The organism is Natrinema sp. 1APR25-10V2 (assembly GCF_031626495.1).
GTDB lineage: Archaea > Halobacteriota > Halobacteria > Halobacteriales > Natrialbaceae > Natrinema.
This window is the reverse complement of record NZ_JAMQOJ010000006.1, coordinates 79,228-90,970: the sequence shown is the minus strand read 5'-3', so window position 1 is coordinate 90,970 and position 11,743 is coordinate 79,228. Positions and strand designations below refer to the sequence as shown.

Below are 11,743 nucleotides of genomic sequence, written 5' to 3'. Positions count from 1 at the left end.
CCGATCGCGATCAATAGCGTTTCCGCAGCTTGCTCGAATCGGGGTTTTTATTTGTACCCGGACGTAGCTACGACCAATGAGCGAATACGGGTGTAAAGTATGCCGAATATTAGACGAGTACGGGATGGACAGATACGAGGAGGAGTTGCTCGAGCAGTGGCAGGCGGATCCACCGCAACGCAAGGGATATCGACAGCTCGCAGAGTGGTTCAACACGCTCATGCTGCGCCGCGAGATGGACCGCGCGGGCCTCTCGACGCTGGGGGACGAGGCCGAGTCGAAGTACGAACGGCTCCGATCGGACGAGACGATCGCAGAGGAAGTCGCGACGGAGCTGGCCAACGCCGGCGTCCCGATCGATCGACTACGGAAGGACTTCGTGTCCTATGGCGTAATCCGGACCCATCTGAAGGAGTGTCTGGACTCCGACGTCGAACTCGCGAGCGGCGAGTGGGAACAGGACGCGATCGAAATCGCCCGGAATCACGCCGATTCGAAGATGTCGGAGGCCGTCCAATCGCTCACGAATAAGGGTCAATTGACCGCCGGGGGCGATGTCGCCGTGTCAGTCACCGCCGAACTCGAGTGCGAGAACTGTCACGCCCGCGTCCCCGCCGAACGAGCGATTCGTCGCGGCTACGTCTGTCGCTGCAATGAATAACCATGTCTGAACGAACACTACACCTCGAACTCGAAAACATCGGTGGCATCGAACGGAAAGAGATCTCGGTTACCGAGGGAACGACGTTCATTCAGGGGCCCAACGCAGCGAACAAGAGTTCGCTGCTCAAGGGCCTCCTCTTCGCTCTCGGAGCCAGGACGGTTCCGATCCGAAGCGGAACCGAGGAGGCGCGTGCAGTGCTCTCGATCGGCGATCGGCGCGTCGAACGGACCGCTCGCCGGACCGAGGCCGGCGTCGAAACGAGCGGTGAGGCCTGGATCAGCGACTCCGACGACGTCACCCTCCTCGAGCGGTTCGCGGCGTTACTGGAGACGAACTCCCTCAGGAGCGCCGTCGCTCGCAACGAAGACATCGAGACGCTACTGAAGGAACCGATGAACATCGAGGCGCTCGAGGAGGAACGCGCGTCGAAGATGCGCCGGAAGCGGGAACTCGCCGGCGACGTGGAATCGGCCGGCGACGTCGACGAACGCCTCGGAGACCGCGAACGCGAACTCGCCGAAAAGCGCGACCGACTCGACGAACTCGAGACGACCCTCGAGGAACTCTACGACGAGCAAGAGGCCGACAGCACCGAAGACGATGACGGCCTCCAGGAACTCCGCGACGAGCGAGCCGACCTCCGCTCGGACGAAACCGAGCACGAGACGCAGATCGAGCAACTCGAGAGCGCTATCGACCGGCTCGAGGAACGGGGAACCGAGATCGAAGCCGACATCGAATCGACGCGGGAGGCCGTCGAATCGAACGATCTCGAGCAACTCAAACAAGAACGCGAGAGCGTCCGGTCCGAACTCGACGACGTGACCCGACGGCTCGACGTCTTGCAGTCGGTCCTGACCGCGAATCGAGAGATGCTCGACTCCGAGTTCACCGGCGCGCTCGGCCGCGATACCGGCCTCATGGGCGACGAGGTGACCTGCTGGACCTGCGGCCGCTCCGCCCCCCTCGAGGACTTGGATGAGACGGTCGACGAACTGACGGAACTCGTCAAGGAAGACAAGCGGCGAAAGCGGGAACGCGAACCCGAGATCGACGAACTAACCGAACAGATCGAGGAAGTCCGGCGGTCGGAAACGAAACTGCAGGAGCTCGAATCGGAGAAGCGAGACGTCGAGCAGAAGCTGGCGAGTCGGCGCGACTCGCTCGACGACCGGCGGAGCCAGCTCCGGACCGTTCGCGACCGGCTCGACGAACTCGACGACGAGATCGCCGAACAGGCGGCCGATCAGCGCTCCGAGCAGTCGGCGCTCACCGAGGAGATCGAGGAGACGCGCGTCGAAATCCAGACGCTCCGGCGGGAGATCGAGCGGCTCGAAGACACGTGTGAATCGCTGCGAGAGACGCAGGCGGAAATCGAACGCAAACGCGACGAGATCGAGGAGTTGAGCGACGAGATCACGGCGCTGACCGACCGGATCGAGAACCTCGAGAGCGAACTCCGAGAGGTGTTCAACGGGACGATGGACGAACTGTTGGACGCGCTCGAGTTCGAGCGGATCGAGCGCGTGTGGCTCGACGGCGAGTTCGAACTCGTGATCGCCCGAGAGGTCGACGGAAAGACCCAGCAGGACTCTCTCGACCACCTCGCCGAGAGCGAGCGGGAGATGGTCGGGCTGGTGCTCGCGCTAGCCGGGTTCATCACGTATGACGTCGCGGAGATCACGCCGGTGCTGGTCCTGGATTCACTGGGCGCTTTCGACGCGGAACGGACGCAGAGACTGGTCGACCACTTCGCCGACGAAACCGACTATTTGGTCGCGACAGTTCATCCGGAATCCGCCGTCGACGCGACGTTCGATACGATCGCGTTCGAACCGCCCGTTCGAGGATAAGTAGGCGCCACAATCTTCTGTCGTTTAATCTATCGCAACATTGCTACCGTTTTCTCCACTAGAGACGCTGAGAGAAGTCCTCATAGGACCCCTTCAATAAACAGGAAGGTAGTTTCTTATGTTTACGGCACGGTCGGTTTCGATGAAGTGATCCATCTCGGTCACGGACTCAAGCCCTCTCACTTGAACGAGTAAGTCGTCTATCTCGAGGTTCGATTTCGCGGTGGCGATCGCGTACAGATCGACGGTACCGAAGCCCTCCGCGACGAACCAGAAGTCCATGTCCGACATCGCGTCGAAGACCTCCTGTTTCGCATCGGGTTCGTCGGCCGTCCGAACTGTCACGAGGACGATCTCCCAGCTGTTTCGCTCCGGCCGAGGCAGGAAGAAGCTCGTCATGTTCTCGAGCAGCGACGTCACCCGTCGGCGAACGCCTTCGCTGCTCATATCGATACCGTGTTCGGCGAGTTCGTCCGCGATGTCCGCGTACGGGCTCCGCGGGTCGTTCGCCAGTATCTCGAGGATACGTCGATCGATTTCGTCCAGTTCGAGAAGGTCGTCGCGGGAGCCGTCTGACATGCCCGAGTGATTCGACTACAACCTCTTAAACTCTCGCGGTGGACCGGGGTCGGTGGACGGCGGTTCCCCGTCGGGAAAGCCGTCCGAATACGGCCGAAGCGCTTCCATCGTCTCGGTATCACTGCCGACTCGGCCCTGCGCGGGAGCGAAACGGCGATTGTGCCCCGGATATCGCTCTCGATTACGACAGGTACTCACTGACTCCCGTGATAGTCGACTTTACTCGAGGAGGCCGTTCTGCTTGGCGATCGTGTTAAGCTGGAGTTCGTCGGTCCCCTCGACGATGCGGAGGAGTCGCGCGTAGTTGAGGTGATCCATGAAGCCGTACTCTTCGCTGAGCCCGTTGCCGCCGTGGATCTGGACGGCGGCGTCTGCGGCGTTCCAGTAGGTCTGCGTCGCGAGCCACTTGAATATCGACGTTTCCTCGACGACCGGTCGGTCCCGGTCCATCGCCCACGCACAGCGGAGTCCCGCGGAGTCGGCCGCGTAGCGGTTTGCCCGGCCGCGGGCGACCTTCGAAGAAACCTGCTGGAAGTTCCCGATGGGCTGGCCGAAGGCCTCGCGCTCTTGTGCGTACTCGGTCGCCCGATCCAGCACGTAGTCCGCCAACCCGACGGCCTGTGCGCCGAGTTCCAGGCGACCGAGCGAGAGGAAGTCCATCGCGGCGTAGAAGGCGTCCCCGACCTCCCCCAGAACGCGTTCGTTCGGGATTCGGACGTCGTCGAAGCGGAGCTCCGCCTGTTGGCCGAGCTGGGCCGGCGTGTTGTTGATCGAGCCGAGTTCCCACTCATCCTCCTCGACGATGAAGCAGGTGATCCCGCCGTAGCGTCCGGCTTCGTCCGGCGGCGACGTCCGCGCGAAGACCTGGGCGAAGTCTGCGTACGGGGCGTTCGTGATCCACTGCTTCTGTCCGTTGAGTATCCACTCGTCGCCGTCCCGTTCGGCCGACGTCTGCATCGCGGGCGAGTCCGACCCCGCCGTCGGCTCCGTCTGGGCGAACGCCGTCGACTGCTCGCCGCGGACGACGGGTTCGACGTACTCGGTGCGCTGTTCGTCGTCGGCTAACAGCAACAGCGGCTTCGGCCCCTCGGGACCCGCCAGCACGTGCTCGTTCAGTCCGCGTCCCTTGGAGAAGACATGCGTGATCGCGCGGTACCACGTTACGGTCGATACGCCGGAGCCGCCCACGTCTTCGGGCATGTTCATCGCGTAGAATCCGGCCTCGGCCGACGTCTTCCGAACCGTTTCGATGAGATCGAGATACTCGTCAGTGAGACGACCGTCTTCCTCGTGACCGACTCTGGGGTTCGCGAGGAGGGCTTCGTGCTCGTCCTCGAGCGGTTCGATCTCCTGCTCGATGAATTGATCGAGGTTCTCGAGGATCAGCTCGGTTTCGTCGCCGGTATCGAAAGAGACACCGCTGTCTGCGGGTGCTGCACACATAGGGTAGCTACAAGACGTACCGCGGAAGTCAAATAGCTTCGGATCACCCCCACCCCGTGCTGGGTTTCCAACCGCGTTCGGTGTCGGTCAAGCGCCTGCGGACGGAACGTCAGTCGGCACGTGGGGGGAGTTCACATCTCGAAGGCCCGCGAAGCCTGACGGTCTGCAATAACTATATTACGAAGGACCCGGATGTAAGCGGTGAGGTTTGACATAGCATGAAGGTTGCAGTCCTCGGAGCGGGCTCTATGGGTAACGGTATCGCTCACGTCAGTGCTCTCGGCGGACACTCTGTTATCGTCCGCGACATCGAACAGGAACTCGTCGAAAAAGGCCTCGAGCGCATTGAGGCGAACCTCGAGGAAGGGATCAAGCGCGAAAAGATCACGCCGGCCGAGAAGGAAGACGCGATCGAGCGAATTACCGGAACGGTCTCGCTCGAGGCTGCCGTCGAGGAGGCCGATTTCGTCATCGAGGCGGTCCCTGAACAGCTCGATCTCAAGCAGGACGTCTTCGAGGAGGTCGAGGAGTTCACACCCGACGACGCCGTCGTGGCGACGAACACCTCGTCGCTCTCGGTCACGGAGATCGCGAGCGTCCTCGAGGAGCCGTCTCGCTGCATCGGGCTCCACTTCTTTAATCCGGCGCACATCATGCCGTTGGTGGAGATCGTCGTCGCGGAACAGACGAGCGCGGACACGAAGGAGCTCGCGGACCACTACGTCGAGAGCATCGGGAAGACGCCCACGACCGTCAACGACGTCCCCGGGTTCGCGTCGTCGCGCCTCGGCGCGATGTTCAGCCTCGAGGCGATCCGCATGGCCCAGGAGGGCGTGGCGAGTATCGAGGACATCGACGAGACGATGCGGCTGGGGTACAACCTCCCGATGGGGCCGATCGAACTCGTCGATCACACCGGCGTCGACGTCAACGTCGAAGTGATGGAGTATCTTCGAGAAGAGTTGGGCGAACGGTTCAAGCCACCCCAACTGTTGAAACGCAAACTCCGCGCCGGTAAACTCGGTCGAAAGACGGGCGAGGGGTTCTACGTCTGGGAGGACGGCGAGATCGTGGGTGTGAGCGGCGAGGAGTAGTTCTACCGATCGACAGTCGGCTTTCAGCGTCAGTTTTGAGGTATCCGGATCGCCAGTCAGCCGATCAGATAGCGGCATATTCCGGTCGCGATCGCCATCTACCGTCTCCGTAACCCGCGTATCGCAGCAGAATCGATATCGACGAAATTAGAGCGAGGCGTCGGCGACTCGATTGGCCGCAATTACTGAGACGAGGAACAGAACCGCTTCGGACGCTGTATCGATCTTTCCGGTCAGATGGCACGGAACCCCGTCGCGAAAGTCGACTTTTTATGTTCGGTGATCGCCGTACGAGTGAAAGTGTTCGAGATCCATCGTCCGATCGAAGAGAATAACGGGCTTAGGGTGTTATCTCTATCTCGTCGGACGAGAATAGTGTGCGAAATCAAATCGAAGAGGTGTATGGTACAATTTGGCATGGAGAAGTAGCACCGGCTTTGGCGACGACGGGACAGTGATACCGAAAGCTATCGGTCGTGTCGCTCGAGACAGAGAGACGAGGAATAGTCAGCGAGGGGGCGATGCCGATGGCGGTTCCTCGCGAACCGTGATCCGGTAGTAATCGACGAACTTGACGAGGTCGTACGATTCGAACGCGGCGACGACCTGTTCGGAACCGGCCAGTTCTGAAGTATCAGTCCGGATCAGACGGGGAAGACACTCTTTTGCCTTCTCGGAGAGTTCATCGTAATGGTAGACCCTCGCGTCCGACGGAACATGCTCTATCCGCGATAGTACGACTTTCTCTGTCATGGTATTCTGTAACAGAGTGTGTGCTCCGTCCGTTTGTATATTTCTTCGGCGGAAAACCGCGTTCGGGATGGAAATCGGTCGACCGAGCCCGGCTCAATGCCCCTCGAATTCCGGTTCGCGCTTCTCCACGAACGCAGCGACGCCCTCGGCGTGGTCGTTGGTCTCCGCCGCCGTCGCGATTGCGTCGGTCTCCGCCGCGAGCTGTTCCTCGAGCGATCGATCGAAACTCCGCGTGAGGAGCTGCTTCGCGGCCCCGTACGCTCGCGTCGGTCCGGACGCCAGTTCGTGGGCTAGCTCGTCGAGCCGGCCGTCCAGTTCGTCGTCGGGAACCGATTCGGTCGCCAACCCCCACTCGACCGCCTCGTCCGGCGTGATCGGCCGATCGAGCAAGGCGATGTCCTTCGCTTTCCGAAGACCGACGAATCGAGGCAGGTGGAACGTCGCACCGCCGTCGCCCGGCAGCCCGAGACGCGGGTAGGCGTACTCGAAGCGAGCGTCCTCGCTGATCAGGACGATATCTCCCAGAAGTGCGATTCCGAGTCCGGCACCGGTCGCGACGCCGTTGACCCCGGTGATCAACGGCACGTCCGCCTGATGGAACTGGACGATGGCATCGTGGAGGATCGACGCACCGCGTCGAACGGAATCGGGTCGGTGGCCGTCTTCGGCGAAGCCCTCGACGTCGGCGCCGGCGCAGAATACGCCGTCGGAACCTGTCATGACGGCACATCGCGTACCGTCGTCGACGTTGAGGAACGCCGCTAACTCGAGCAGTTCGTCGCCCATCGTGTCGTTGAGCGAGTTGAATTTCGTTGTGCTGTCGATCGTGATTGACAATACGTTGTCATCTCTTTCGAGGACGAAGTTTTCACACTCCGGTAGTGAACGCGCCATGTTACCAGTAATACAATCGAGTGTTATAATTCTCCTGTTCAATCAGAGCGGTTGAACAGTTCGGTTCGGTGTCGGGGAAAATCAGCGGCGTCGAGTTGACTCGAGTACTCGCCCGGCGAGGATTCGCCGTCAGTCCGCAGTCACCCGCTGTGGATCGGTAGAGCCGATCGAGGAGTCGAAATCGTCGCTCGGTCGGGGATGCACATTTAAGACGACGGGAACCAACGTGTGAGTCGTATGACGGACCGAGACGTCTTTCTCCCGGTCGGTGCACAGCCCACGCTCGACGATCTCGTTGATCAGGCGGTAACTGCGGAGGAGTTAGGATACGATCGCGCCTGGTTTCCGGAATCGTGGGGCCGTGACGTGGTCACGCCGATCGCGACGGCCGCCGAGCGGACCGATGAGATCGGTCTCGGAACGAGCATCGCCAACGTCTACTCTCGATCGCCGGCCCTGCTGGGCCAGACGGCCGCGACGCTACAGGAGGCCAGCGACGGCCGGTTCCGCCTGGGCGTCGGTCCCAGCGGCCCGATCGTTGTCGAGAACTGGCACGGAATGGAGTTCGGTAACCCGCTCCGTCGCACCCGAGAGACGATCGAGATCGTCAAGGAAGTCCTCGCCGGCGACCCGGTCTCCTACGACGGCGAGTACTTCAGCCTCGACGGCTTTCGGCTCCGCTGTGACGCACCCGATCCCACACCGCCGGTCGACGCCGCCGGTCTCGGGCCGAAGGCCGTCGAACTCGCCGGCCGCTTCGCCGACGGCTGGCACGCCGTCAACTACACCCGAGAGGGAGTCGCGGAACGGCTCGCGGATCTCCGTCGAGGCGCCGAACTCGGCGATAGGGATCCGGACGACAGCCGCGTCACCCTCTCCGTGAGCTGTTGCGCCCTTGAGGACGGCGAGCGCGCTCGCGAACTCGTCGCCCAGCACATCGCGTTCTACCTCGGCGGAATGGGGACGTTCTACCGCGACAACCTCGCGCGGCAGGGACGCGAGGAACTCGCCCACGAGATCTACGACGCCTGGCAACGGGGGGACCGCGAGCACGCCACGGAGCTGGTACAGTCGGAGCTCCGCGATCAGATGGGGGCCGCCGGGACGCCCGAGGAGGCCCGGGAGCAGCTAGAACGATTCGAGGATATCGACGGCGTCGACGCGATCTATATCTCGTTCCCGCGGGGGGCGGACCCCGAGGAGATACGCGAGACCATGGTAGCGATGGCGCCGTAATTCGATCGACCGGTCTCGATGAGAGGGGGGATTCGGCCTTCGGCCGACCGCTACGTGCGCCACGATAGGATGACAGGCCTCCGCTCGCCGAGCGACGTCGCCGGTAGGGGACGGCTTTGCCGCTAATCGAAACTTATCGATCGTGGTTCACTACAGCTATCGCTATGAGCGAGTCAGATCGGACGGCCGTCGGCGATCGCGATGCGATCGTCCACCGACTGGAGTTCTCCGTCGAGTGGCCGCCTGGTCACGCGGCGGCGTACGTGATACCGGGCGACGAGCCGATTCTCATTGACGCGGGTACGCCCGGTGAGCGCGGTTCCGAGGAACTACACGCGGAACTGGGCGACCACGGTTACGAGCCGTCGGATATCGAACACGTGGTGCTCACGCACGGTCACACGGATCACGTCGGCCAGACGCCGACACTGCTCGAGGTCGGATCGCCGACCGTCTACGCGCCGAAGCAATTACGAGATCGATTCGAGCGAGACATGGAAGCGGTCGCCGAGAGAACGCGAGCGAATCTGCTCGAGGCCGGCCTCGAACCCGAATACCTCGATTCCGCCAGCGACCGCTTGCTTACCGCTCACCGCACGGTGCGCGAGTCGCTCCCCGCAGACGGGGTCGACGTCTGGATCGGAGACGATCCGTTCACCGTCGGGACGCGCGAGATCGAACCGATCTACTCACCCGGCCATCACATTGGCCACTGCTGTTTCGGGACGACTCTCGGTGGCGAACGAGTGGTGTTTTCCGGCGACATGGCGATCGAACCGTTCCGTGCCCCGGCGCTACTCGTCAACTTCGACGACGGTGTCGAAGACAGCGTGCGAACGTTCTGTGCGACCCTAGAGCGCCTCAAGACGTATCAGTTCAAGCGCGTCCTCCCGGGTCACGGGCCGGTACACGAGCAGTACGAGGAGTGCCTCGACAGATCGATCGCCGATCTAGAGTCCAAACTCGATCGGTGTCTCGATCGGATCGAATCGGGTCGAACGACGGCCTTCCAGATCGCGGCGGAGAGAGCGGGCACGAAACGCGGCATCGGTCGTATCTTCGCGGAAACCGTCGGACTCGTCGCGTATCTCGAGGATCGCGGGGACGTCCGAAGCGTTCTCGAAGACGGCGTCCGGTTCTACGAGAAAAAGTAGCGGTGTGCGACGGCTTCGAGCTCAGAGTGAGTCCCCTCGTCCGGTCCGCTCGGGAGAGCACTCGTTGCCGAGCAGCGCCGTTCGACGGACGATACTATTAATACGAGCGCCGTGATCCCCTTGCCACATGGTGTCACGGATCGATCAGTATCACTTCTACGAACGTGAGTGGGAGAGCTACGAGCAGCTTCGCGAGTCCTTCGAGTGGGAGATCCCCGAGATGCTCAACATGGCGGAGTACGTCTGTGACCGGTGGGCTCGAGAGCGCGGCCGCGTCGCGTTCTTCGCCGAAAACGAGTCGGGCGACCGCCGGGCGGTCGCGTTTCGGGACGTCCAGCGCGACGCGAATCGCCTCGCGAACTACCTCTCGGAAGAGGGCGTCGCCGCGGGCGATCGAATCGGGATCTGCCTCGGACAGCGACCGGAAGCCGCCGTCGCCCACGTCGCGGCGTGGAAGCTCGGCGCCGTCTCGGTGCCGCTCAGCACGCAGTTCGGGGACGACGCCCTCGCCTACCGACTCGACGACTGCCGCGCGACGGCCTGTGTCGTCGGCAACGCGAGCGCGGAGACGCTCCGGTCCGTGCGCGACGACCTCGAAGCGCTGGAGACGGTGGTGACAGTCGATACCGAACCGACGGCGACGGAGACGTCGTGGGACGCGCTCGAGACGCGAGCGTCACGGCGGTTCGAGACGACGGCGACGAACGCCGACGACGACGCGATCATCATCTACACGAGCGGGACGACCGGCGACCCGAAGGGGGTACTGCACGCTCATCGGCTACTCCTCGGTCACCTGCCGACGTTCGCCGAGGCGTTCATCGATAGGGGGACGACGGACGGGACCGTGTTCTGGACGCCCGTCGAGTGGTCGTGGATCGGCTCGCTGTTCTCGCTCGTGATGCCGGCGCTGTACTACGGACGACCGGTGGTCGCCTACGACGCCGATAGGTTCGACGCCGAGTCGGCGTTCGAACTCCTCGAACGGTACGAAGTGACGGACTTCGGGGCGCCGCCGACGGCCCTGCGGATGATGATGCAACTCGATGCTCCGGCGGAGAAATACGACCTGGCGTCCGTCCACCGAGTCGGTGCGGGCGGCGAAGCGGTCGGCGAGAGCGTCGTCGATTGGGTGGCGGACACGTTCGACGGAGCGCCCCTCGAAGAGCTCTTCGGGCAGACCGAAGCGAACCTCGTCATCGGCGACTGTAGCTCGTTGAAACGCCCCCGGCCTGGGAAGATGGGGCTCGCCGCGCCGGGCCACGAGGTAGCGATCGTCGATCCGGAGACGGCCGAGCCGATCGACGAACCAGGCGAAATCGGCGAGATCGCAGTCCGATACGAGGGCGATCCGGTCTGCTTCGAGGAGTACTGGAAGAAACGGGACCTGACCGATCGGAAAGTCCGGAACGGCTGGCTGCTGACCGAAGACCTCGGCTCGGTCGACGAAGACGGGTTCTTCTCGTTCGAGGGTCGCAAAGACGACGTGATCATCACGTCGGGCTACCGCGTGAGTCCCGAGGAGATCGAAGAGACGATAGCGAGCCACGCGAGCGTCGCCGACGTCGCAGTAATCGGTATCCCGGACGACGAACGAGGAACGGTCCCGAAAGCGTTCGTCGTCGTTGCAGACGACGGTCGGCCGACGGCCGAACTCGAGGAGACGCTCGAGACGCGCGTCAAAGACAGATTAGCGCCCTATGAATACCCGCGTGAGATCCAGTTCATCGAGGAACTCCCCAAGACCTCCACCGGGAAGATCCGACGGAAGTCCCTCCGCGAGCGTGAGGGCGTCGCGAACTCGTAAACGTGTATTGAGACTCGAGGACAGTCTCGTACGATTCCCGTTCTCCCCTGTGTGCGGTGATATCGGCTCGGAGGTGCATGTGAGCGGGAGAAGTACACGCGCTCGTCAGCGCGTCTCCCTGACAGTACGATCGGAGCAGTCGCGAGGGCGTAGTACACCGAGCACTGTCGGCTCGCTCCATAGCCGGCGCGATTCTCCACCGTCGATCGGCACCCGATCACTCCGGAGAGTGAGTCGTGGAGAATGCGTAATCACCTCATTCGAAA

10 protein-coding genes are annotated in these 11,743 nt (G+C 62.6%); 6 read left to right on the top strand and 4 right to left on the bottom strand.

Going from position 1 to position 11,743, the window contains the following annotated elements; translation table 11 throughout:
• Window positions 1-76 precede the first annotated feature (76 nt).
• Both rdfA and NDO75_RS18790 read left to right on the top strand, forming a co-directional pair.
• Window positions 77-661, top strand: coding sequence for a rod-determining factor RdfA (gene rdfA, locus NDO75_RS18795; protein ID WP_310908150.1), 585 nt, complete (start codon window positions 77-79; stop codon window positions 659-661).
• A 2-nt stretch (window positions 662-663) separates the two neighbouring features.
• Window positions 664-2,517, top strand: a complete 1,854-nt coding sequence (locus NDO75_RS18790) for an archaea-specific SMC-related protein (RefSeq protein ID WP_310908149.1) — start codon at window positions 664-666, stop codon at window positions 2,515-2,517.
• A gap of 93 nt (window positions 2,518-2,610) precedes the next feature.
• On the opposite strand, the gene NDO75_RS18785 is transcribed toward NDO75_RS18790, so the two are convergent.
• Both NDO75_RS18785 and NDO75_RS18780 read right to left on the bottom strand, forming a co-directional pair.
• Window positions 2,611-3,096: an AsnC family transcriptional regulator gene (locus tag NDO75_RS18785; RefSeq protein ID WP_310908148.1), complete on the bottom strand. Its 486-nt coding sequence runs from the start codon at window positions 3,094-3,096 to the stop codon at window positions 2,611-2,613.
• Window positions 3,097-3,315: 219 nt separating this feature from the next.
• Complete coding sequence (locus NDO75_RS18780) at window positions 3,316-4,539, bottom strand: acyl-CoA dehydrogenase family protein (protein WP_310908147.1); 1,224 nt, start codon at window positions 4,537-4,539, stop codon at window positions 3,316-3,318.
• A 218-nt stretch (window positions 4,540-4,757) separates the two neighbouring features.
• Between NDO75_RS18780 and NDO75_RS18775 the strand changes: the two genes are divergently transcribed.
• On the top strand, window positions 4,758-5,633 hold the full coding sequence (locus tag NDO75_RS18775) for a 3-hydroxyacyl-CoA dehydrogenase family protein (RefSeq protein ID WP_310908146.1): 876 nt from the start codon (window positions 4,758-4,760) through the stop codon (window positions 5,631-5,633).
• Between the two features lie 507 nt (window positions 5,634-6,140).
• Here the strand turns inward: NDO75_RS18775 and NDO75_RS18770 are convergent.
• Together NDO75_RS18770 and NDO75_RS18765 are read right to left on the bottom strand one after the other, a co-directional pair.
• Window positions 6,141-6,386, bottom strand: coding sequence for a hypothetical protein (locus NDO75_RS18770; protein ID WP_310908145.1), 246 nt, complete (start codon window positions 6,384-6,386; stop codon window positions 6,141-6,143).
• 93 nt (window positions 6,387-6,479) lie between these two features.
• Window positions 6,480-7,280, bottom strand: coding sequence for an enoyl-CoA hydratase-related protein (locus tag NDO75_RS18765; protein WP_310908144.1), 801 nt, complete (start codon window positions 7,278-7,280; stop codon window positions 6,480-6,482).
• Between the two features lie 237 nt (window positions 7,281-7,517).
• On the opposite strand from NDO75_RS18765, the gene NDO75_RS18760 reads away from it, so the two are divergent.
• The 3 genes from NDO75_RS18760 (at window position 7,518) to NDO75_RS18750 (ending at window position 11,477) form a co-directional block, all read left to right on the top strand.
• Window positions 7,518-8,516: a TIGR04024 family LLM class F420-dependent oxidoreductase gene (locus tag NDO75_RS18760; protein WP_310908143.1), complete on the top strand. Its 999-nt coding sequence runs from the start codon at window positions 7,518-7,520 to the stop codon at window positions 8,514-8,516.
• Window positions 8,517-8,680: 164 nt separating this feature from the next.
• Window positions 8,681-9,670: an MBL fold metallo-hydrolase gene (locus NDO75_RS18755; RefSeq protein ID WP_310908142.1), complete on the top strand. Its 990-nt coding sequence runs from the start codon at window positions 8,681-8,683 to the stop codon at window positions 9,668-9,670.
• Window positions 9,671-9,797: 127 nt separating this feature from the next.
• Window positions 9,798-11,477, top strand: a complete 1,680-nt coding sequence (locus NDO75_RS18750) for an AMP-binding protein (RefSeq protein WP_310908141.1) — start codon at window positions 9,798-9,800, stop codon at window positions 11,475-11,477.
• Window positions 11,478-11,743 lie beyond the last annotated feature (266 nt).

Bases quoted from the DNA above. Each gene is read 5' to 3' on its own strand.
- rdfA (WP_310908150.1), top strand. From the start codon at position 77: ATGAGCGAATACGGGTGTAAAGTATGCCGAATATTAGACGAGTACGGG.
- NDO75_RS18790 (WP_310908149.1), top strand. From the start codon at position 664: ATGTCTGAACGAACACTACACCTCGAACTCGAAAACATCGGTGGCATC.
- NDO75_RS18785 (WP_310908148.1), bottom strand. From the start codon at position 3,096: ATGTCAGACGGCTCCCGCGACGACCTTCTCGAACTGGACGAAATCGAT.
- NDO75_RS18780 (WP_310908147.1), bottom strand. From the start codon at position 4,539: ATGTGTGCAGCACCCGCAGACAGCGGTGTCTCTTTCGATACCGGCGAC.
- NDO75_RS18775 (WP_310908146.1), top strand. From the start codon at position 4,758: ATGAAGGTTGCAGTCCTCGGAGCGGGCTCTATGGGTAACGGTATCGCT.
- NDO75_RS18770 (WP_310908145.1), bottom strand. From the start codon at position 6,386: ATGACAGAGAAAGTCGTACTATCGCGGATAGAGCATGTTCCGTCGGAC.
- NDO75_RS18765 (WP_310908144.1), bottom strand. From the start codon at position 7,280: ATGGCGCGTTCACTACCGGAGTGTGAAAACTTCGTCCTCGAAAGAGAT.
- NDO75_RS18760 (WP_310908143.1), top strand. From the start codon at position 7,518: ATGACGGACCGAGACGTCTTTCTCCCGGTCGGTGCACAGCCCACGCTC.
- NDO75_RS18755 (WP_310908142.1), top strand. From the start codon at position 8,681: ATGAGCGAGTCAGATCGGACGGCCGTCGGCGATCGCGATGCGATCGTC.
- NDO75_RS18750 (WP_310908141.1), top strand. From the start codon at position 9,798: ATGGTGTCACGGATCGATCAGTATCACTTCTACGAACGTGAGTGGGAG.